This is a genomic window from Sorangium sp. So ce176, from assembly GCF_051519835.1.
Taxonomy (GTDB): Bacteria; Myxococcota_A; Polyangia; order Polyangiales; family Polyangiaceae; genus Sorangium; species Sorangium cellulosum_G.
Genome location: NZ_CP150371.1, coordinates 11495763 through 11517105, shown reverse-complemented (window position 1 = coordinate 11517105; position 21343 = coordinate 11495763). Strand labels below are relative to the sequence as shown.

Here is a 21343-nt window from a genome sequence, read left to right as displayed (position 1 = left end):
CACTCGCGCGCACCCCGAGTCGGGGGGGAAGCGAAGCAGCGTGTGGGTGGGAGAATTACGCCAGCTTCCTGGTCAGCAGCGCATTGACCAGGTCCGGGTTCGCCTTGCCGCCGGAGGCCTTCATGACCTGACCGACGAAGAACCCGATCAGCTTCGCGTTGCCCGCGCGGAAGCGGGAAACCTCGCCGGGATGCGCGGCGACGACCTGGTCGACGATGCGCTCCAGGGCGCCCTCGTCGGCGACCTGCCGGAGCCCTCGGCGTTCCACGATAGCCTTCGGGCTACCGCCCTGCTGCATCATCTCAGCCAGGACGTCTTTCGCTATCTTCCCGGAAATGGTCCCGTCATCAATCAGCGCCAGGAGCTCGCCGAGCTGCGCACCTGTGAAGGGCAGGTCGCCTGTCTTCTTGTCCTTCAGCTCGCGCGAGAGCGAATGGATGACCCAGTTGGCGGCGCTCCGCGCGTTATCGTGGACGGCGACGGCCTCCTCGAAGAGCCGGAGCAGGCCGTCGTCTTCCGCCAGGACGACCGCGTCGTCGCCGGGGATCCCCCGCGCGTCGATGAGGTGTCTGGCCTTCTCGGCCCGCGCCGGCTCGAGCCGCGCGAGCCGCTCCTCCAGGGGCGCGCGCTCGGCCTTCGGCTTCGCGGGCTGCGCCCGCTGCGCCGCGCTGTCCGGCGCGCGCGGCGCGGGCGCCGCGGCCTGCGCGGGCTTCTCCGCGGCGAGCTTCGACCACGAGTCCTTGAGCGCCACCGTGCGGTTGAAGACGGGCGCGCCGGGCGCCGAGTCGACCGGATCCACGAAGAAGAACCCCTGCCGCTCGAACTGGACGTGGCTCCCCTTCTCGATGGTGGACAGGCTCGGTTCCACCCGGCACCCGGTCAGGGTCACCAGCGAACCAGGATTCAGGTTCTCCAGGAAGTCCTTACCTTCCTCGACCGCGTCGGGCCGCTCGACAGCGAAGAGCCGGTCGTAGAGCCGGACCTCGGCGGCGATGGCGTGGGCTGCCGACACCCAGTGCAGCGTCCCCTTCGGCTTGCGACCCTCGGGCGCTTCACCCGTCTTCGCGGGGGGATCGTAGGTGCAGCGGAGCTCGATCACCTCCCCTGTGGCCTGGTCTCTCACCACCTCGCGGCAGGTGATGAACCCGGCGTAGCGGAGCCGCACCTGCTGCCCAGGCGCGAGCCGGAACCACTTCTTGGGAGGGTCCTCGAGGAAGTCGTCGCGCTCGATGTAGACGACCCGGGAGAGGGGCACCTTGCGGGAGCCCTGTCTCGGCACGTCCTCTGGCCAGTAGGGCGCGTCGATCTCCTCCACCTTGCCCTCGGGGAAGTTCTCGAGGACGACGCGGAGCGGGCGCAGCACGGCCATGACGCGCGGGGCGCGGAGGTTCAGGTCGTCGCGGACGCACGACTCGAACTTCGCGATATCCACCATGCTGTTCGTCTTGGCGACGCCGATCTCCTCGCAGAAGGCGCGGATGGCCTCGGGCGTCACGCCGCGGCGCCGGAGGCCGGCGATGGTGGGCATGCGCGGGTCGTCCCAGCCGCTCACGACCCCGCCCTTCACGAGCCCGAGCAGCTTCCGCTTGCTCATCACCGTGTAGTTCAGGTTGAGCCGCGCGAACTCGTACTGGCGGGGGCGGGACGGGACGTCCAGGCTCTCGATGATCCAGTCGTAGAGCTCCCGGTTGTTCTCGAACTCCAGCGTGCATATCGAGTGGGTGATCCCCTCGATCGCGTCGGAGAGGCTGTGCGCGAAGTCGTAGAGCGGGTAGATGCACCAGGCGTCGCCCGTCCGGTAATGGCGCGCGCGCTTGATGCGGTAGATCGGCGGATCGCGCATCTTCATGTTGGGGGCGGCCATATCGATCTTGGCCCGGAGCACGTGCGCGCCCTCCGGGAACTCCCCTGCTCTCATGCGGGCGAAGAGGTCCAGGTTCTCCTCGACGGACCTGCTCCGATAGGGGCTGTCTCGCCCGGGCTCGGTGACGGTGCCGCGGAGCTCGCGGGTCTCCGCCTCGCTGAGGCTGCACACGTACGCCTTGCCCTTCTGGATGAGCTCCACCGCGAAGGCGTACAGCCGCTCGAAGTAGTCCGACGCGAAGAAGAGCTTGTCGCCCCACTCGCCGCCGAGCCACCGCACGTCCCGCTGGATGGACTCCACGTACTCCAGGTCCTCGGCGGCCGGGTTCGTGTCGTCGAAGCGCATGTGGCATACGCCCCCGAACTCGCTCGCCAGCCCGAAATTCAGCAGGATGGACTTCGCATGTCCGATGTGCAGATACCCGTTCGGCTCGGGCGGGAACCGGGTCACGACCCGCTTGTGTCTGCCTGCGGCGAGATCTTCGGAGATGATGTTACGGATGAAATTGGACGCGGCGCCGCCGCTGTCAGCGTCGCTCGGTCTCTGGCTCTGCGTTGTCACAGCTCTTTTCCACCTCGGCTCGGGCGCGGCCGCCCGAGCGGAGCCTACTCGAACGGCCCCCCCTGGACCACCGTGGAGAGGGCGCGCGCGGGCCGCGCTCCCCCGGGGACGGGGCGCCGCGCGCGGGGCGGAGCGAGGGAGCGCAGCGGGGGCGGGCTCTGCGAAGCGTGGACGGGCGCGGCGGCGCGGGGCGCGCGCGGGCAGGGCCGGCGCGCCCCGCGGGGGCGGTCAGAACTGGGCGGCCTCGGTCGACTCGTGGAGGGCGAGCGTGGACGCCGCGCCGCCGGAGATCACCTGGGCGACCTCGTCGAAGTAGCCCGTCCCGACCTCGCGCTGATGACGGGTGGCGCTGTAGCCGAACTGCTCGCCGGCGAACTCGGCCTGCTGGAGCTCGGAGTACGCCGACATGCCGCGGCGCTGGTACTGCCGGGCGAGCTCGAACATGCTGTGGTTCAGCGCGTGGAACCCGGCGAGGGTGACGAACTGGAACTTGTACCCCATGGCGCCGAGCTCGCGCTGGAAGCGCGCGATGGTCGCGTCGTCGAGGTGCTTCTTCCAGTTGAACGACGGAGAGCAGTTGTACGCGAGCATCTTGCCCGGGAACTGCTTGTGGATCCCCTCCGCGAAGCGCCTCGCCTGGTCGAGGTCCGGCGTCGACGTCTCGCACCAGACGAGATCGGCGTACGGCGCGTACGCGAGCCCGCGCGCGATGGCCGCCTCGAGGCCGCCCTTCAGCACGTAGAAGCCCTCGGGCGTGCGCTCGCCGGTGACGAACGGCCTGTCGCGCGGATCGACGTCGGAGGTGATCAGCTTGGCGCTGTCGGCGTCGGTGCGGGCGACCAGGATCGTCGGCACGCCCATGACGTCGCTGGCGAGGCGGGCCGCCACCAGGGTGCGGATGAACTGGCTGGTCGGGACGAGGACCTTGCCGCCCATGTGCCCGCACTTCTTCTCGGAGGCGAGCTGGTCCTCGAAGTGCACACCCGCGGCGCCCGCCTCGATCATGGCCTTCATCAGCTCGAACGCGTTGAGCGGCCCGCCGAAGCCGGCCTCCGCGTCGGCCATGATGGGGGCGAGCCAGTAACGCCCCGACTTGCCCTCGGCGTTCTCGATCTGGTCGGCGCGGAGGAGCGCCTGGTTGATGCGGCGCACGAGCGTCGGGACGCTGTTCGCCGGATACAGGCTCTGGTCGGGGTACATCGTGCCCGCCTCGTTGTTGTCGGCCGCCACCTGCCACCCGCTCAGGTAGATCGCCTTGAGCCCCGCCCTCACCTGCTGCATCGCCTGGTTGCCGGTGAGCGCGCCGAGCGCCGCCACGTACGGCTCGCCGTGCATCAGGTTCCAGAGCCGCTTCGCCCCGAGCGTCGCCAGCGTGTAATCGATCCGGACGGTCCCGCGGAGCCGCGCGACGTCGGCCTCGGAGTACGGGCGGACGATCCCGCTCCATCGGCCGGGGGCGACGTCGCTCGTCGTTGCGTGCAGAGAGTCGGCGGATATGGGCGTGTTCAACGGGAATGCAGCGGACATGACTGTGCTCCTAGCGTGTTGGGTTGACGGGCGGCAGCGGCCGCTGTGTTGACATCGAAGCAGGTGAGTCGAGCGTCACGCGCGCTGCTCCTCGGCGCGCGTGATCAGGAGCTCGTACGCGGGCAGCGTGAGGAACTCCTCGAAGGTGTCTCCGATCGACAGCCGCTCGAACAGCTCGCGCGCCTCGGCGAACCGGCCGCCGTCGAAGCGCGCCTCGCCGAGCGCGCCGCGGAGCGCGGCCATCTCGCCGTCGACGGCCGCGCGGAAGCGCTCCACGGTGAGCGGCTTGCCGTCGTCCAGCGTCGCCTCGTGGCGAATCCATTGCCAGACCTGCGTGCGCGAGATCTCCGCGGTGGCCGCGTCCTCCATCAGGTTGTAGAGCGGGACGCAGCCGAGGCCGCTGATCCACGCCTCGAGGTACTGGACGCCGACCCGGATGTTATGGCGGAGCCCGGCCTCCGTGCGCGCCCCGGACGGCACCTGCAGCAGATCTGCCGCCGTCACGCGGACGTCCTCGCGCCTTCGCTCGATCTGGTTCGGCCCGGGCATGTGCGCGTCGAACACCTCGCGCGCGAGCGGCACGAGCCCCGGGTGCGCGACCCAGGTGCCGTCGTGTCCGTCCTTGACCTCGCGCAGCTTGTCCGCGCGCACCTTGTCGAGCGCCGCGCGGTTCGCCTCGGGGTCGCTCTTGATCGGGATCTGCGCGGCCATGCCGCCCATTGCGTGGACGCCGCGGCGGTGGCACGTCTTCACGAGGAGCTGGGTGTACGAGCGCAGGAAATGCTGCTCCATCGTCACCAGCGAGCGATCCGGCATCACGCAAGCCGGGTCGTTCCGGAGCTTCTTGATGAAGCTGAAGATGTAATCCCAGCGACCGCAGTTCAGCCCGGCCGAGTGCTGCCGGAGCTCGTGGAGGATCTCGTCCATCTCGAACGCCGCCGGCAGCGTCTCGATGAGGACGGTCGCCTTGATCGTGCCGGCGGGCAGGCCGAGCGCGTCCTGGGCGAAGAGGAAGATGTCGTTCCAGAGCCGCGCCTCCAGGTGACTCTCCATCTTCGGGAGGTAGAAGTACGGCCCGGTGCCGCGGCGAACGAGCTCACGCGCGTTGTGGAAGAAGAAGAGTCCGAAATCGAAGAGCCCGCCCGGCAGCGGCTTCCCGTCGAGCTCGACGTGCTTCTCCGGGAGGTGCCAGCCGCGCGGCCGCACGAGCAGGGTCGCCAGCCTGTCGCCGAGGGCGTATCGCTTGCCCGTGGCCGTGTCTTCGTGGCGGAGCTCGCGCCGCGCCGCGAGCCTCAGCGCCGCCTGCCCCTCGATGAGGTTCTTCCAGGTGGGCGAGGTGGCGTCCTCGAAGTCCGCCATGAACACGCTCGCGCCGGAGTTCAGCGCGTTGATGATCATCTTGGGATCGACAGGGCCGGTGATCTCCACCCGCCTGTCGAGGAGATCGGCTGGCAGCGGCGCCACCTTCCAGTCCCCCTCGCGCACATCCCGCGTCTCGGTGAGGAAATCGAACCGATCGCCCGCGTCGAGCCGCGCCTGCACCTCGCGCCGGCGAGCGAGCAGGCCGGGCACGCGGTCAGCGAACTTCCGTCCCAGACTCGCAAGGAAGCGAAGGGCCTCTGGCGTGAGGACAGACGCGTCACCGGCAACCCGGGGAGCGAGCAGCCTGAGGTTGGTCTCATGATTCTGGCTCATCCACATCTCCTGCAACGCTGCGCGTCGTTACAACGTAGCTATGTTTGTCGACGGGGTTTCAGCGTCAACTTCGCTGTGAAATGCAGGCGGATAAGGATGTAGACAAAAGACCTTTACAGCCGGTCAACGTGTAAACTATTGTAAATTTCTAGCGTGGCGAGCTGGCCCATCCACGCGGCAACGAAGTAAGTTCAGCTACGTTCGGGAGGGTTTTCATGGCCGATGCACCTCTACTCGGCGCCAAGGTCCGCGCGCTCCGGCGCCGCGAGCACATGACCCAGGTCGATCTGGCGGAGCGCCTCGGCGTCTCGGCGAGCTACCTGAACTTGATAGAGAACAACCGCCGTCCGTTGACCGCGCCGCTTCTCATTCGCATTGCCCAGATATTCCAGCTCGATCTCCAGAACTTCGCCTCGGAAGAAGATGTCCGGCTCACAGCCGACCTCCACGAGGTGTTCGGCGACCCCATCTTCGAGAGCCACGGGCTGACGAACGCGGATCTGCGCGAGCTCGTCGCGGCGTCGCCGAACGTCGCGCGCGCGGTGCTCACGCTGTACCGCACGTATTCGACCACCCGCGAATCGCTGGCCACGCTCGGGGAGCGGCTGGCGGGCGACGGGTTCGTCGCGGTGGACAACTCGCGCCTGCCGTCGGAGGAGGTGAGCGACCTCATCCAGCGCCGGATGAACTACTTCTCGGAGCTAGAGGAGGGCGCCGAGGCGCTCTGGCGGGAGGCGGAGCTCGACGGCGATGACGTCTACCGCGGGCTCGTCCGGTACCTCCACGCGACACGCGGCATCGAGGTGCGCATCGTGCGGGTCGCGGACGAGCGCCAGGCGATGCGGCGTTACGACCCGGACAAGCGGGTGCTCAGCATCTCCGAGGTGCTGCCGCCCCGGAGCCGCCGGTTCCAGCTCGCGCACCAGCTCGGGCTGCTCACGCAGTCGGCGGCCATCGATCGCATCCTGCGCGACGAGAACCTCACGACCCCGGAGTCCCGCGCGCTCGCCCGCGTCGCGCTGGCCAACTACTTCGCCGCCGCGATCCTCATGCCGTACCAGCCGTTCCTGGAGGCGGCGCGCGCCGAGCGCTACGACATCGAGCTGCTCGCGCACCGCTTCGGCACAAGCTTCGAGCAGGTGTGCCACCGGCTGACGACGCTGCGCCGCCCCGGCGCCGAGGGGGTGCCGATGCACATGGTCCGCATCGACATCGCGGGCAACATCTCGAAGCGCTTCAGCGGCTCGGGCATCCGCTTCGCGCGGTTCAGCGGCGCGTGCCCCCGCTGGAACGTGCACGCCGCGCTGATGACGCCCGGCATGATCCGGATCCAGCTCTCGCAGATGCCCGACGGCGCCGTCTACTTCTGCATCGCGCGCACCGTGCGCAGCGACCGCGGCGGCTACCACGTCCCCCACACGGTGCAGTCGATCGGCATGGGCTGCGACGTGCGCTACGCCCGCGAGCTCGTCTACGCCGACGGCATCGACCTCGACAACATCGGCGCGGCGGTCCCGGTCGGCGTCACGTGCCGGACCTGCGAGCGCCTCGACTGCGCCCAGCGCGCGCTGCCGGCGCTGCAGCACCCGCTGCGCCTCGACGAGAACCGGCGGGGCGTCTCGTTCTACGCGTCCGTCGACAAGTGAGCCGGCCGCTCAGCCCGGCCGGCCGAGCAGCTCGTTGAGCGTGGACACGAGCCGCGCCACGTCGACCGGCTTGACCAGGTGCGCGTGGGCCCCGGCCGCCCGGCTCTTCTCGCGGTCGTCGTCGCCCCCGAAGCCGCTCACCACGATGATGCCGCGCGGCTTGTTCTCGGTCGACGCGACGAGCTCGATGCCGCTGCCGTCCGGGAGCGACACGTCCGTCACCAGGGCGTCGACGGCGCTGTCGGCCAGCCGGGCGCGCCCCTCCTCGCACGAGCGCGCCACCACCACGCGGAAGCCGCGGCGGCGGAGCGCCATGCCGAGCAGCGCCGCCGTGTCGTCGTCGTCGTCGAGCACGAGCACCAGGGGAAGATCCGCGCTCATCGAGCACCTGCCTTGCGATCCGCCTCGTTCAGCGGCCACTCCAGGGTGATGCGCGTCTCCGCGCCCATGCGCTCGACCCGCGCCGAGCCGCCGTGCGCCCTCAGCACGCCGTCGATCACCCGGACGGGCAGCGCGCCCTCGTCGAGCGGGTCCGCGTCCGGCGAGAGCGCGGCCTGGAAGAGCTCCTCCACCGAGGCCGTGTCCGAGTCGCTGGTGAGCACAACGCGCGCCCTGTCGCCGTGCGCCGCGAGCTCCACGGCGACCCGCGCGCGGGCGGCGCGCAGGGCGAGCATGAGCGCGTCCGCGAGCGCCGCGGTCATCGAGGCCGGGTGGGCGAAGCCGCGCAGCGGCGCGAGATCGAGCGCCACCGAGACCTGACGCCGTCCATAGACGAACGACGCCTCCGAGACGGCCTGGCGGACGAGCGCCTCGAGGTCGAGCGAGTGCACCGGGGTGTCGAGCTGCCGCGCCAGCTCGGAAGCGGCGGTGTAACGGTCGGCCAGGCGCAGCAGGCGGCGCACGCCCCGCCGCGCCATCGTGAAGAACGCCGCGTTCCGGGCCGTCGCCTCGCCCCCGAGGGCGCGCTCGAGCTCGTCGAGGGCCCCGGCCACGACGCCCGCGGGGCCACGAACATCGTGGCCCGTGCGAGCGAACAGCTTGTACACCGACTCCGGCAGCACCTTTTCCGTCATTCGTTACGCCTCACCGCCTCGCTCAGCTGAGAGCAGAGCTCGCCGATCCGGGCGAGCTGGCGGCCTTGTCCTTGTCCGGGCCCTCGTCCCCGCCCGATCCATCCTGCTCGCCGTAGCGCTCCAGCTTGCGGTAGAGCGTGCGCCGGTCGAACCCGAGCATCTGGGCCGCGCGCGACTTGTTGCCCCCGACGAGCGCGAGCACGCGCTTGATGTAGCGCTTCTCGAGCTCATCCATCGTCATGATCTCCGCCGGCTCGTCGACGGCGACGACGAAGCGGTCGGGCCGGTAGGCCTGCACCTTGTCCGGCAGATCCTCGACCGTGATCTGCTCGAATCGGGCGAGCGCCACGGCGCGCTCGATGCTGTTCTCGAGCTCGCGCACGTTGCCCGGCCAGTTGTACGCGGTGAGCTTCTCGGCGGCCGCCGTCGAGAGCGAGAGCACGCCCTTGCCGCTGCGCGACGAGAACTTCTCCAGGAAGTGCATCGCCAGGTGGAGCACGTCGGTGCCGCGCTCGCGCAGGGGCGGCAGGTCGATCTTCACGACGTTGACGCGGTAGTAGAGGTCCTCGCGGAACCGCTTCTCGTACACCTCGGTCTCGAGGTCGCGGTTCGTCGCCGTCACGATGCGCGCGTCGAACGGGATCTCGGCGTTCGAGCCCACGGGCCGGACCTTCCGCTCCTGGAGGGCGCGGAGCAGCTTCGGCTGCACCTCGAGCGGCATCTCGCCGATCTCGTCGAGGAAGATGGTGCCGCCGCTCGCCTCCAGGAACAGGCCGGTGCGCTGGGTCTTCGCGTCGGTGAAGGCGCCGCGCGCGTGGCCGAAGAGCTCGCTCTCGAGCAGCGCCTGGGGCACCGCGGCGCAGTTGACCGCCACGAAGGGGCCGGGGCGGCCGCTGGCCTCGTGGATCGCGCGCGCGATGAGCTCCTTGCCGGTGCCGGTCTCGCCGTGCACGAGGACGGAGGCGTCGCTCCGCGCCACGCGGCCGATCAGGTCGTAGACCCGCTTCATCGCGGGGCTGCGCCCGACGAGCCCCTTGGTCTGCTGGACGTCGTGGGCCGCCTCGCGCAGGCGCTTCACCTCGGAGCGGAGGCGCCGGTGCTGGACGGCGCGCGACACCGTGAGGCCGAGGAGGTTCGAGTCGAGCGGCTTCGTGACGAAGTCGAACGCCCCGGCGCGCATCGAGGAGATCGCTGTCTCCATGCTCCCGAGCGCCGTCATCACGATGACGAGCATGTCGGGCCGGGCGCCGAGGATGCGCTCGCACAGCTCGAGGCCGCTCATCTCGCTCATGCCGACGTCGGTCAGCACGACGTCGAAGTCGTCTTCGCTCACCAGCTCGAGCGCGCTCTTGGCCGAGGTGCGCGCCGCCACGGAGAACTCCTGCCTCTTGAGGAGGGCTTCGACTAGATCGCACGTCGCTTCGTCGTCATCGACGACGAGTATCCTGCCGCTCATCGCGTGTCCTTCCCCGGCAGCTCTATAGGTCGACCGCTGCCTGCAGTTGCAGGGAACGTGCCACGGAGACACCGCGCTATCAAGCCCGGGGCGCTCTCATCCTTGAGGTTGTCTCGCGTGACGTTTCGCCACAGGTGCGCGTTCTTGCCTCAACCAGGCCAGCAAGGGCTCGGGCGCAGCGCCGGTGCGCCCTCCGGTCGGCGCGTTCTGCGGGGCGAGCGGCGCCTCCGGAACTGCGCTGGCCGGGAGCGCCTTACGAGCAGCCTGGATTTCCACAGACCGGCAGCGTCGCCTTCCTGGAATGCAGGTCCCGCGCCTCGATCGCAGGCGAGAGACCGAAGCGGTTGCGGACGGCGCCGGCCACGCGCCGTGGGGCGCGAAGGCCCGTCGTCGGCTCCGACGCGCGACGCGGGGCAGGCGCGCTCGAGCGGGGCGAGGTCGAGCGCCCTCTCCTCCGAGAAGAACCACCGCGCGCCGGCGCTGCGCGACGGCCGGGACCGAGGCTGGCGCGGCGCGCCGGAGAGAAGAACGGAATTGCGGGACTGCACGCGATGTGCGCGCGCTCGGCGCGCGATGAAACAGGCACGTTCCTGTCCGGAAAACGAGGCGCGCCGGCGCCGCGCGCCGTTGTTGGCTTGATTGCCTCGCCGTGAGCGGACTGTCGGGTCCGTCCGAAATGACCCCAGAGGCGAAATTCCACATCGATGTTCCATGTTCGGTTCCCGTTGTCGTCCAGGCGTGAATAGCCCTACACGGCACGCGGCTTGCTAAACTTGCGTCGATGAAGAACAGGGGGCGGAAGGGCGAGCGTCGAGACGAGACCTGCCTGCTGATTGCTGAGTCCGGTGCTTGCTGGACGGAGAGCGCGGCCTGGTTGAGCACACAGGCGCGTGATGTCCAGATGGTGGTTCAGCTCCCCGATGAGCACGCCTCGACCTTTCAGTCGCGGGTGCAAGAGCAGCTCCGGCAGCTCGGGGATGTGAGCACCGCCATGTTCGTCGCGAGGTCGTCCGCGACGAAGCTCACGCTCCGGTCCTCGCTTCTGCGCGCGGTCCTCGGCGCCCTTCCGAGCGTGAAGCGCGTCGTCCTCTGCCCTGGCTCCGACCCCCAGGCCCCCGCGGCGCTCGAGCTCGCGGGCCTTTCGCTGACGCTGCGCGAGCTGCGCGGCAGCGGCGCGGTCACCTTCTCGCTCGAGGGTCCGCGCGGCGAGCCCCTGCCAGGCCTCGCGCGCCTCGCGATCGACGCGGCCGCGTGATCGGGCCGCGGCGGCGCGAGAGCACAACAAGGCTCCTCGTCCATCTCGACACCTCAACCCCCCACGCTGGTTCTCCGGGAGAAGAATGCATGAAAGCAACACAGCTCTTGAAGAGGCATCACCGCGAAGCCGAGAGGCTGTTCGATCTGGCCCTGTCGGGTGTCGGCGATGTCCGGCGGGTGACGGACGAGCTCACCAAGCACCTGCTCGCCCACATGCTCGCCGAGCAGGTGGTGCTCTTCCCGGAGCTGCTCGCGATCGAGCCTGATCTCGTCGGCGCGGCCTGCGAGGAACATACTGTCGCGCGGTTCGAGATCCGGCGCGTCGTCAACACGGCGCCGGACGACCCGACCTTCAAGGCCAAGCTCACCGCCCTGCGCGACCTGGTCATGCACCACGTCGGCGAAGAGGAGCGGGACCTCCTGCCCCGCATCGAGGCGGAGCTGACCGAGGACATGAACGATCGGCTCGGCCAGCAGATGCTGGAGCTCTTCGACGCGCTGATCGCCCACTCCCGCCGCACCCACGGCGCGAGCCGCGCCCCGCAGCGCACGGCGACCGCGGCCTGACGCCCTGCGCGCCTGCGCTGAGCTTCTTCTCCCGACTCACCCCCCAAGCGCCTTCAGATCTTCGGGTTCGACAGGGCTCCCGAGGCGCCCGTGCGCGCGCGTCCGGACGACGCCCTCCGAAGGGCTCCTCGGCAGCCCGCGGGACGATGGGGTCGCAAGGGCTCCCCGGGAGCCGGGGCACGACCATGGCGACGGAGTCGACCTCCGTGTCCGTGGCCGCGCCCCGCTCCGGGCGACGGCGGGCGCGTGACGGGTGCATTGCGGGCTCAAGGGTTGGTCGCGGGCGCGTCGCCGGGGCCGGTGGGGCCGCCGTGGCCGGGCCCATATCCGTGGGACTCGCCGTAGCCGAGATCCTCGGGGACCATCTTGTCCGCCGCGCTCGAGGGGTCAGGCTTGGCGGCGCTCGGCGCGTCCTCCGAGGCGAGCTCGTAGACGCCGCGCTCGAGCTCCATCTCCTGGAGGGCCGAGCCGCAGGCCCGGCAGGGCGCGGCCGCTGTCGATACGAAGACGTACCTGCGGCCACAGGATTTGCAGCGAAGCTCGCGGATCATCGCCGGCTCGCCTGGTCAGCTCGGCCGACCGCGTCGCGTCGCTTCCTGGGCTTCGCGCAGCTCGTCGCCTTCGGGGCCGTCCAGCGCGCTGGCGGCTTCCTCCGCGTGCTCCTCGATCTTGCCGCCCTTCACCGACCTCTCCACGCTCTCGCGGTAACGCCTGTCCGCCGTGTGGTTGCCTTCGCCCTCGATGTCCGCGGGCTGGGTTTGCTGATTGGCCTTCTGGTTCTCCATCGTATCCTCCTGATGTTCGAAGCTCTCCGGGGCAGCGGCTCTTGCACGAGACGCGCCGCTAGACGCGCCGCTTCGCCTCCTGGATCGCCCGATCGAGCTCCTCCACGCGCTGCGACACGCCCTTCTTCACCTGGTCGAGGTTCGTGCTCGTCGCCGCGTCGAGATCGCGCAGGCTCCTGCGGACCGCCTCCGACTTGTCCTGGAGATCCTTCATGACCCTGTCGGCCTCGACCCTGGACATCTTCTTCTCCATCTTCGCGCGGAGCTCGGCGACGTCCTTCTCGAGGTCCTCGATCTTGCGCGTCGTGGAGGCGCGCACGTCCTCGCGCGCCTTCAAGAGCTCGTCCTGGGCCTCCGCGGTCTTCTCGCGCGCCTTGACGGCCGCCTCGTTGAGCTCCTCCGCGGCCTCCCGGAGCGCCTTGTCGGTCTCGCGCTCGGCCCGCTGGTCGATGTCCGCGACCTTCTTGTCGAGCTCGTTGGCGACCTCCGCTGCTTTTTGCTGCGCCTCCTGCTGCGCGCGCTCGGCCTGGGCTTGCGCGTTCGTGGTGGAATCGCAGCCCGCGAAGAGGCTCGTGACAATGGCGATGGGAAGGAACGTACGGACGGTCAGCATGACAATCTCCTCCGGTCTGCGGTTGAGGCTCGACCTGGGGCCCGAGCGAACGCCGGGCACGACACGAGAGCCCCATCGAAGCTTTCCGGGATAGGCCTCTCGGCGCCCGGGATGGGGTCTGCACAGCGGTATTGCGACAGGCGTGCCACGCGAAACCGAGGAGATCGCTCGGCCTCGCGAGACAAATCGCCTCGATCGTGGCCCTCGAGCACGTGCGGGCGAGCGCGGCTTCCACGGCCGTGACAGACGACAACGCGATGCGTTATCGGGCCCGCATGCACGACCACGCCGCCCTGGCTTCCGCGGCGGCGGAGGCTGCCGATCGTGGCAGCGAGCTCATCAGGGCCCGTGGAGATTTCGGAAGATAGAGAGGAAAGGACGGCGCGCAGGAGCGCGCGAGGGGCGATCTGGCGCGTCGGGTCGCCTGCGCCCGTGGGGGCCCTTGTGAGACAAGGGCCCATGCCGGGCGCGGGACGGGCGTGGTGCGCGTCAGGTCCGGACGCGGCGGCCGAGCGCGAGGGAGACGACCGCCAGCACGAGGAAGACGACGAAGAGCAGCTTCGCCACCGAGGCGGCGCCCGCGGCGATGCCGCCGAAGCCGAGGATGGCAGCGAGGATCGCAACGATAAAGAACGCAACACTCCAACTGAGCATGATAACCTCCTAATTGGGTGATCTGGTGTTCCAGTGCTTCCATAAAGGGATGTTGCAGCCACCGTGCCGGCAATGTCCCCTGTTCACCAGGACGGCTGACCTTACCGAGGAGCGACAGCCCGCTTCGCGCGCCGCCGCACGGCGCCCCCGGCCGCAGGATCTGCGGCAAATCGCCTCATTCGTGACGTCGCGCGCCGCGCAGCGCCGCGTGTCCACGGCGGACGTGATCGGCACAACGCTTGCTCGCCCTCGTGGTCGTGCGCGCGAAGCCGAAGGCGGGTCCGCCACAACCACAGAGTCGAGGCCGTGCTCGACGGAGAGCCCGGGGCGGCAGCCCCGTCTGGGCGGCGGTCGCCTGCCCGACGGCGCGCGGGCTGCGCTGGCGGGGCGCCTTGTGGCGTTCCGTCAGCTCGCCGAATATGTCGTGCTCGCTGACGCCAGCCGTGGTCCAGGTCACCCAGGACCGCTCGCCTGTCGCTACCCGCGCTCCTGACGGTGACGTCTGCCGACACGGAGCTCACGTCGCGAACGACCCGACCATGACGACCCCGCTCCCCACGCTCATCAGGACCCGCCGCGAGGCCATCATCGAGCGGTTCGTCGGCGAGATGCGCAGGCGAAGCACGGCGGTGCGAGAGATGCCGAAGCCACTCATCATCAACTCGCTTCCCAGCTTCCTGGACGAGGTCGCCGCCGGCCTGGAGAACGGCGCGACGACGCGCGGCGGCGACGCGGCGGCGCGCGAGCACGGGGAGGTGCGCTGGGAGGAAGGGTTCGATCTGGACGTGATGGTCCGCGAGTACGGCGTCCTCCGTCGCTCGATCCTCCGCGAGATCCAGGAGGCGGGGATCACGCCGACGCTGGGTGATCTGGAGGCGCTGTCCGAGCGCCTGGACGCGGGCATCGCCAGGGCGGTCACCGAGCACACCCGGCTGCAGCTGGCGGCGCTCGAGACCGAGCGAAGGCGCGTCGAGCTGGAGCGAGGCAGGAGCGGCTCGCTGCTCGCGCAGGCGCCCGCACCGATCTGCCTGCTCAAGGGCGCCGATCTCGTGTTCGAGCTCGCGAACCCGCTCTTCTGTCAGATGGTCGGCCGCGACGATCTCCTCGACAAGCCGCTCGTCGAGGCGGTGCCTGAGCTCCGCGGGCAGGTGCTGCACGCGCAGCTCGAGGAGGTCATGACGACCGGCAATCCGAGCGTGGCGAACGAGATCCCGGTGCGGATCGCGCACTGGACCGGCGAGCTGGTGGAGCGGCTGTACAACGTCCTGTGCAAGCCGGTGCGCGACGTGAGCGGCGCCGTGGAGGGCGTCATGGTGACGGCCTTCGAGGTGACCGAGCAGATCGGCGCGCGGCGCAAGGCCGAGCGCCTCGCGCTCGAGCTCCAGCAGAGCGTCGCCCAGCGCCTGCGCGCGGAGCAGGCGCTCCGGGTGAACGAGGAGCGCTTCCGCAAGGCGCTCCGGGGGTCGCCGGTCATGGTGTTCAACCAGGATCGGGAGCTCCGCTACACGTGGATGCACAACTCCTTCGGCAAGTCGGAGCGCGAGGTGCTCGGCAAGACCGACGCGGAGGTGCTGGAGGACCCGGAGGCGACGCGGTCGCTCGACCGGGTGAAGCGCGAGGTGCTCACCAGCGGGGTCGGCCAGCGGCGCGAGATCGCCCTGCACGCCGGCGGGCGCACGCAGCACCTCGACATCTCGATCGAGCCGCTGAGCGACGACGCGGGCGAGATCGTCGGCATCACCTGCACGGCCACGGACATCACGGAGCGGAAGTCGATCGAGCAGGCGCTCCGGGCGAGCGAGGCGAGGTTCCGCACGGTGCAGGAGGCGTCGCCGGACGGGTTCATGATCCTGCGCAGCGTGCGCGACGCGTCCGGGGCGATCTCCGATTTCGAGTGGGTCTACGTGAACCCGGCCACCGGGCCGATCGTGGGCGGCCGGGGCAAGGACCTCGAGGGCAAGCGGCTGTCGGTGGAGATGCCGGGGAGCGCCCTCGCGAGCGCCTTCGGCACGTACGCGCGCGTTGTGGAGACCGGGGAGGCCGCCCGGGTCGAGCTCTTCTGCGCGCACGAGGGCGCCCCGCAGACGTTCCGGGCCATCGCGGTCGCGCTGGGCGACGGCGTGGGCATCTCGTTCCACGACATCACCGAGCAGAAGCGCACCGAGGCCGAGCGCGCCCAGCTCCTCGAGCAGGAGCAGCGCGCGCGCCAGCACGCCGAGCAGCTCAACCGGCTCAAGGACGAGTTCCTCGCGACGGTGTCGCACGAGCTCAGGACGCCGCTCCAGTCGATCCTGGGCTGGGCGCGGATCCTCCGGACGGGCGAGGTGGACGCCGAGTCGCTCGAGCGGGGGCTCGCCACGATCGAGCGCAACGCGAAGGCGCAGTCGCAGCTCATCGAGGACATCCTCGACGCGTCGACGATCATCGCGGGGAAGCTGCAGCTCCGGACCGACCCGGTCGACGTGCGGCAGGTGCTCGCCACCGCGCTGGATCTGGTGCGCCCGACGGCGCTGGCGAAGGGGGTCACGGTCAACGCGTGGGTCGTCGACGACGTGGGTATCTTCCTCGGTGACGCCGATCGGCTCCAGCAGATCGTGTGGAACCTGCTCACGAACGCGGTGAAGTTCACGCCCTCGGGCGGCCAGGTCCGGGTGGGCGCCCGGCGGGTCGACGCGACGCTCGAGGTCGAGGTCGAGGACAACGGCGAGGGCATCCCGAAGAGCTTCCTGCCGTTCCTGTTCGAGCGGTTCCGCCAGGCGGACGGCGGGATGACGCGGGCGCACGGCGGGCTGGGGCTCGGCCTCGCGATCGTGCGGCACCTGGCGGAGGCGCAGGGCGGAGCGGTGCACGCCGAGAGCGATGGCGAGGGCAAGGGCGCGCGCTTCCGGATCCGGCTCCCGATCCGCGCCGAGGCGCACCAGGCGCTGCCGTCGCCGCAGCGCCGGGGGAGCGAGGCGCCGGGGGGCTCCGCGCGCCGCCTGCTCGAGGGCATCCGCGTGCTCGTTGTCGACGACGAGACCGACGCCCGCGAGCTGCTCGGCATCATCTTCGTGCGCGCCGGCGCGACGGTGCGCGAGGCCGCCTCGGCCGGCTCGGCGCTCGAGGCGCTCCGCGAGGGGGAGTTCGACGTGCTGGTGAGCGACATCGGCATGCCGGGCGAGGACGGTTACGCGATGATGCGGCGGCTGCGCGCGCTGGGGACCGAGGTGCCCGCGAGCGGCATACCGGCGCTCGCGCTCACCGCGTACACGCGCATGGAGGATCGCCGCCAGGCGATCGCCGCCGGCTTCCAGATGCACCTGGCGAAGCCGATCGAGCCGAACAGCCTGGTCACGGCGGTGGCGCACCTCGTCGGCCGCGCGGGCAACCGCGGAAACTGGCCGTAAGATCCCGACCCCGGCCGCCCAGGGCGACGCGAACGCACCGCGCTTCGCGGGCGCGCCCTCGCCGGGTGCGGGCGCAAGGCACCGCGCCGGGGGGCGTCTGGAGCACCCGGGATCACCTCGCCGGCGCTCGCCTCACTCGGCTCTTCCCGGCGCCGCGGGCCCACGGTAACGTCGACAGGACCGGTACGGGTCGTGATCGGAGCGGAGCTCTTGGAAAACGAGTGAGCCGCGGCCCGGGCTCCCGTGCGCAGCGGGCCGTATGCGGTGTCTCCGTCCCCGGAAACAAGTGAGCCGGCCTCCAGCTCCATCGCCATCGCCCTGCGTAACGTGCAGCGTAGCTCTCGTATGCTATCGACGGGCGAGCGTTTTGCCCCTGAGAGAGGACGAGGATGGACGGTAAAATCCTGAATATTATCCTGGTCGAGGACGACACCGTCGACGTGATGAACGTCCGGAGGGCGTTCGAGAGGGGCAAGATCACGAACCCGCTCTGGGTGGCCGGCGACGGCGTCGAGGGGCTCGATCTGCTGCGCGGCACCCAGGTGCCCAGGGACCGGCGCCTCGTCCTGCTCGACCTGAATATGCCCAGGATGAACGGCATCGAGTTTCTCCGGGAGCTCCGGTCCGACGCCTCGCTGAGGGCGACGCCGGTGGTCGTGCTGACGACGTCGAACGATGATCGCGACAAGGTGGACGCGTACGACCTGAACGTCGCCGGCTACCTGCTCAAGCCGGTGACTTTCCTGAGCTTCGTCGAGCTGATGACGGCACTGAACCGGTACTGGACTCTCGTGGAGATGCCTTGAGCCACAGGTCGGTTCGTCTCCTGGTCGTCGACGACGACACGGTCGACAGGATCGCGATCCTGCGAGCGCTGCGGAGCGGCCGCGTCGACGCCGAGATCAGGGAGGCCGATTCGGTCGATTCTGCGCTCGCGGTGCTGTACGAGCAGCAGATCGACTGCGTGCTGCTCGATTTTTACCTGCCGGGGGGCGACGGGCTCGCGGTGATCGAGGCGGCGCGCAAGGCGAAGCTCACGGCGCCGTTCATCATGCTGACCGGTCAGGGCGACGAATCGCTGGCCGTCGACCTGATGAAGCGGGGCGCGGCCGACTACGTGCCGAAGAACCTGCTGACGCCCGAGCGGCTGGTGCAGAGCCTGCGCTACGTGCTCCGGCTGAACGAGGCGGAGCGCCGCGAGGACGAGGCGCGCAGGGCGCTCGCTCGCCACGCCAACCAGCTCGCGCAGCTCACCGAGGCGACGCTGCGCATCCACAGGTCGCTCTCGCTGAACGAGCTGATCCAGCGCACCACGGACGAGGCGCGCGCGCTGCTCGACGCGAACGTGGCGGTCGCGCGCCTGGCCGCGCGGGGCGTGACGCAGCGGTCCATGACGGGCACGTCGCTCTCGGAGGAGTACGCCGCGCGGGAGGATCGCGACGGCATCCGCGAGATCGCGTTCGGGCTGATCGAGCGGCGGAGCACGAGCGTCCGGCTGACGGACGAGGAGATCGCGAGCGACCCCACGTGCGCCGACGTGCTCTCGCGCGCGCCGTCGGAGCTGCACCCGCGCTCGCTGCTCGCGGCGCCGCTGCGCGGCCGGGACGGCCAGTGCATCGGGAGCATCCAGCTCCTCGATCGGCGCGACGGGCCGTTCGTGGAGAGCGACGAGGTGCTGCTCACGCAGCTCGCGCAGTCGGCGTCCGTCGCCCTCGAGAACGCGCGGCTGTACAACGAGGCGCAGGCCGCGACGCGGGCCCGGGACGATCTGCTGGCGATCGTGTCGCACGATCTCCGGAACCCGCTCAACACGATCGCGATCACGGCGTCGCTGCTGCGCAGCGATCTGCTCCAGCGGAAGGACGGCGAGGAGGACGACGCCGTGCAGCTCGTCGATCGGATGGACCGCGGGATCCAGCGCATGACGCGGCTGATCGAGGATCTGCTCGACGCGTCGCGCATCGAGGCGGGGCGGCTCGTTGTGTCGCCGCGGGTGGAGCGGGGCGGGGCGCTCGTGCGCGAGGCGCTCGAGGCCGCCGCGTCGCTCGCGGAGGCGAAGGGCTGCCGGGTGACGCAGGGGCCGTTCGACGCGGGCCTGGAGGTCCTCGCCGATCGCGATCGCGTGCTGCAGGTCTTCTCGAACCTGCTCGGCAACGCGCTGAAGTTCACGCCGAAGGGCGGGATCGTGAGCGTGTCGCTCTGCCGGGTGGCCGATCTGGCGCGCTTCTCGGTGGCCGACACGGGCCCGGGCATCCCGCCCGAGCATCAGCCGCACCTGTTCGATCGCTACTGGAAGGCGTCGCAGGAGTCGCGCACCGGCGCGGGGCTCGGCCTGTACATCGCGCGCGGCATCGTCGAGGCGCACCACGGGACCGTGGCGGTCGAGAGCACCCCGGGACACGGGACGACGATCCACTTCACGCTGCCGCTGGCGAGCTGACAGGGCGGCGGCGCGGCGGGAGGGCGCCGGGACGCGGGCGCGCCGGGAGCGGCGCGAGGCGTACGGCCGCGGAAGGAGCGGGCCCGGCCGGGGGGACGAGCGGGTCGGAAGGCAACGCGTCAGACGAGCGCTGGAGCGGCGCGGAGAGGCAGCTCGTCAGACGAGCGCTGGAGCGGCGCGGAGCGGCGCGTGTCGAGGCACGCGCATGGGCTCGACATCCGCGTGAGCCCAGAACATGTCAGCAGAACCGCTCGTCAAGAGCTCGCGAATCCGGGTTGGATCGCGAGGTAGAGTCAGCGGCTGCGGAGACTCGATATGTCGAGGAGAGGGAGCCAGGCGGGCTCCTTGTCTCGCTCTTGCGCTGATCAGAGTCTCGATCGATCCAGAGAAGTCAGTGCGAAGGGGGGGACTTGAACCCCCACGGTGTTACCCGCTAGCACCTCAAGCTAGTGCGTCTGCCAATTCCGCCACCTTCGCGAGCGCGTTTGTGGGACGGAACCTACCCAGCCGGCCAGGGAAGTCAAGCTAATCCTCTCGACCTCGTGACACGGCGGCGCTTCAGCGGACGAGCGCCTCCACGATCTCGCGGATCTCGAACGGCTTGCGCACCCACGAAACGCCGCTGTTGGCGGGCAGGGGCGCCGCGCCGGCGCTGCCGGACATGACAACGAGCCGCACGTCAGGGTTGGCGCTGCGCACCGCGGAGACGGTGCCGAGGACGTCCTGCTCGATCGGCGAGATGTCGAGCAGCGCAGCCTGGAACGGCCCGGAGGCGAGCGCCCCGGGGAGCTCGACCGCGCTCTGGACGCTGACGATGCTCGCGCCGCGCGCGGTGAGCGCGGTGTCGAGCAGATCCACCACCGCGTCGTCGTCCTCGACCACCAGGATCCTGATGCCGTCGAGGACCGCACCGGAGACCGGTGACGTCGTGCTCCGCGGCACCGGCGGCACATCGTCGACCTCCGCGTCGAACAACGCGCTGTCCGCCCGCGAAGAGGCCTCGATGGGCCAGCGCAGCTCGAAGCGGGCGCCCTCGTCCGACGGGACGAGCGCGAGGGCGCCGCCCGCTTCGCTGGCCAGCGCGGCGGAGTGGCGAAGGCCGATGCCCGCGCCGCCCGGGCGCGTCGAGACGCCGGAGCTGAGCAGCGTCGCGCGGCGCGACGGCGGGACCCCGGGCCCCTGGTCGGCCACGCCGACGATCACCGCGCCGCCTTCGAGCCTCGCGTCCACGCGCACCGCAGAGCCGCGCGGCGAGAGCGCCACGGCGTTGAGCAGCAGGTTCGTCAAGATCTGCACCACCGACGCGCCGTTGCGCACCGAGAGCCGCGCGACGGAGGGATCGAGCGCCGCGCGAAGCGCGATCGCCGAGCGGCGCGCCTCAGGGACGAGCCCTGTCACGGCGTCGTCGATGACGTCGCCGAGCAAGCGCGCCGGCTCCCCCATCGGCCTCGACGCGACCTCGCCGTCCTCGGCCGCACGCCCCGCGGCGTCGGCGCCGATCGCCCGCCGGATCAGGCGGCGAGCGTCGCGCGCGCGGGACGCAGCGACGCCGAGCGCGCGGCCCAGCTCGGAGCCTTGCTCGCCCTGGGCCCGCTCGATGCAGCCCACGATGACCGTGAGCGCATTGGAGACCTCATGCAGCGCTACAGCGAGCTCCTGCGCTGACGGGAGCGAGGCCTCGCCCGCGCGCCCCTGATCGGGGCGCTGCCCCGGATCGCCTCGCAGAGGAGGCGCGAGCGTCAGGCCATCCTCTGTTGAAGGCTCCGATGTCCCACCGCGCGTCGGCTGCGCCACGGGCGCTAGCCTATCTCGCTCCGCG

General features: G+C 70.4%; 17 protein-coding genes and 1 tRNA gene. 6 read left to right on the top strand and 12 right to left on the bottom strand.

Features of this window, described 5'->3' with window-relative positions; translation table 11 throughout:
• Positions 1 to 55 precede the first annotated feature (55 nt).
• The 3 genes from WMF42_RS43480 to aceB all read right to left on the bottom strand — a co-directional run bounded on the left by WMF42_RS43480 (position 56) and on the right by aceB (position 5647).
• Positions 56 to 2425, bottom strand: coding sequence for a glutamine--tRNA ligase/YqeY domain fusion protein (locus WMF42_RS43480; RefSeq protein WP_437689110.1), 2370 nt, complete (start codon positions 2423 to 2425; stop codon positions 56 to 58).
• A gap of 228 nt (positions 2426 to 2653) precedes the next feature.
• Complete coding sequence (gene aceA, locus WMF42_RS43475) at positions 2654 to 3952, bottom strand: isocitrate lyase (protein WP_061606764.1); 1299 nt, start codon at positions 3950 to 3952, stop codon at positions 2654 to 2656.
• Positions 3953 to 4027: 75 nt separating this feature from the next.
• Complete coding sequence (aceB, locus tag WMF42_RS43470) at positions 4028 to 5647, bottom strand: malate synthase A (protein WP_437689108.1); 1620 nt, start codon at positions 5645 to 5647, stop codon at positions 4028 to 4030.
• A 215-nt stretch (positions 5648 to 5862) separates the two neighbouring features.
• Here aceB and WMF42_RS43465 point away from each other — a divergent pair, with 215 nt between their 5' ends.
• On the top strand, positions 5863 to 7293 hold the full coding sequence (locus tag WMF42_RS43465) for a helix-turn-helix domain-containing protein (protein WP_061606763.1): 1431 nt from the start codon (positions 5863 to 5865) through the stop codon (positions 7291 to 7293).
• Between the two features lie 9 nt (positions 7294 to 7302).
• Here WMF42_RS43465 and WMF42_RS43460 read toward each other — a convergent pair whose 3' ends face one another.
• Genes WMF42_RS43460 through WMF42_RS43450 form a run of 3 tightly spaced genes read right to left on the bottom strand, consistent with a single transcriptional unit; the run spans position 7303 to position 9822 of the window.
• Positions 7303 to 7674: a response regulator gene (locus WMF42_RS43460; protein ID WP_061606762.1), complete on the bottom strand. Its 372-nt coding sequence runs from the start codon at positions 7672 to 7674 to the stop codon at positions 7303 to 7305.
• A complete protein-coding gene (locus WMF42_RS43455; RefSeq protein ID WP_061606761.1) occupies positions 7671 to 8366 on the bottom strand; it encodes a hypothetical protein in 696 nt (231 codons plus the stop codon). Before WMF42_RS43455 ends, WMF42_RS43460 begins: the two co-directional genes overlap by 4 nt.
• Positions 8367 to 8388: 22 nt before the next feature.
• Complete coding sequence (locus WMF42_RS43450; RefSeq protein ID WP_061606760.1) at positions 8389 to 9822, bottom strand: sigma-54-dependent transcriptional regulator; 1434 nt, start codon at positions 9820 to 9822, stop codon at positions 8389 to 8391.
• 901 nt (positions 9823 to 10723) lie between these two features.
• On the opposite strand from WMF42_RS43450, the gene WMF42_RS43445 reads away from it, so the two are divergent.
• Both WMF42_RS43445 and WMF42_RS43440 read left to right on the top strand, forming a co-directional pair.
• Complete coding sequence (locus WMF42_RS43445) at positions 10724 to 11077, top strand: hypothetical protein (RefSeq protein WP_061606759.1); 354 nt, start codon at positions 10724 to 10726, stop codon at positions 11075 to 11077.
• An 89-nt stretch (positions 11078 to 11166) separates the two neighbouring features.
• Positions 11167 to 11646: a hemerythrin domain-containing protein gene (locus tag WMF42_RS43440; RefSeq protein ID WP_061606758.1), complete on the top strand. Its 480-nt coding sequence runs from the start codon at positions 11167 to 11169 to the stop codon at positions 11644 to 11646.
• Between the two features lie 266 nt (positions 11647 to 11912).
• On the opposite strand, the gene WMF42_RS43435 is transcribed toward WMF42_RS43440, so the two are convergent.
• From WMF42_RS43435 to WMF42_RS43420, 4 genes are all read right to left on the bottom strand, one after another.
• Positions 11913 to 12197 carry a hypothetical protein gene (locus WMF42_RS43435; RefSeq protein WP_061606757.1) on the bottom strand — a complete coding sequence of 95 codons (285 nt, stop codon included), beginning with the start codon at positions 12195 to 12197 and terminating at the stop codon, positions 11913 to 11915.
• A 15-nt stretch (positions 12198 to 12212) separates the two neighbouring features.
• Positions 12213 to 12431, bottom strand: a complete 219-nt coding sequence (locus WMF42_RS43430) for a hypothetical protein (protein WP_061606756.1) — start codon at positions 12429 to 12431, stop codon at positions 12213 to 12215.
• Positions 12432 to 12489: 58 nt separating this feature from the next.
• On the bottom strand, positions 12490 to 13044 hold the full coding sequence (locus WMF42_RS43425) for a hypothetical protein (RefSeq protein ID WP_061606755.1): 555 nt from the start codon (positions 13042 to 13044) through the stop codon (positions 12490 to 12492).
• Between the two features lie 489 nt (positions 13045 to 13533).
• Entirely contained in the window at positions 13534 to 13698 is a 165-nt protein-coding gene (locus WMF42_RS43420; protein ID WP_434044497.1) for a DUF1328 family protein, read from the bottom strand.
• Between the two features lie 539 nt (positions 13699 to 14237).
• Between WMF42_RS43420 and WMF42_RS43415 the strand changes: the two genes are divergently transcribed.
• From WMF42_RS43415 to WMF42_RS43405, 3 genes are all read left to right on the top strand, one after another.
• Positions 14238 to 17084 carry a hybrid sensor histidine kinase/response regulator gene (locus tag WMF42_RS43415; RefSeq protein WP_437689103.1) on the top strand — a complete coding sequence of 949 codons (2847 nt, stop codon included), beginning with the start codon at positions 14238 to 14240 and terminating at the stop codon, positions 17082 to 17084.
• 389 nt (positions 17085 to 17473) lie between these two features.
• Positions 17474 to 17890 carry a response regulator gene (locus tag WMF42_RS43410; protein WP_061606753.1) on the top strand — a complete coding sequence of 139 codons (417 nt, stop codon included), beginning with the start codon at positions 17474 to 17476 and terminating at the stop codon, positions 17888 to 17890.
• Positions 17887 to 19524: a hybrid sensor histidine kinase/response regulator gene (locus WMF42_RS43405; RefSeq protein ID WP_061606752.1), complete on the top strand. Its 1638-nt coding sequence runs from the start codon at positions 17887 to 17889 to the stop codon at positions 19522 to 19524. The genes WMF42_RS43410 and WMF42_RS43405 overlap by 4 nt, the downstream gene beginning before the upstream one ends.
• A gap of 395 nt (positions 19525 to 19919) precedes the next feature.
• Here the strand turns inward: WMF42_RS43405 and WMF42_RS43400 are convergent.
• Together WMF42_RS43400 and WMF42_RS43395 are read right to left on the bottom strand one after the other, a co-directional pair.
• Positions 19920 to 20001, bottom strand: a tRNA-Leu gene (locus tag WMF42_RS43400).
• 81 nt (positions 20002 to 20082) lie between these two features.
• Entirely contained in the window at positions 20083 to 21318 is a 1236-nt protein-coding gene (locus WMF42_RS43395; RefSeq protein ID WP_437689100.1) for a hybrid sensor histidine kinase/response regulator, read from the bottom strand.
• Between the last annotated feature and the right edge of the window lie 25 nt (positions 21319 to 21343).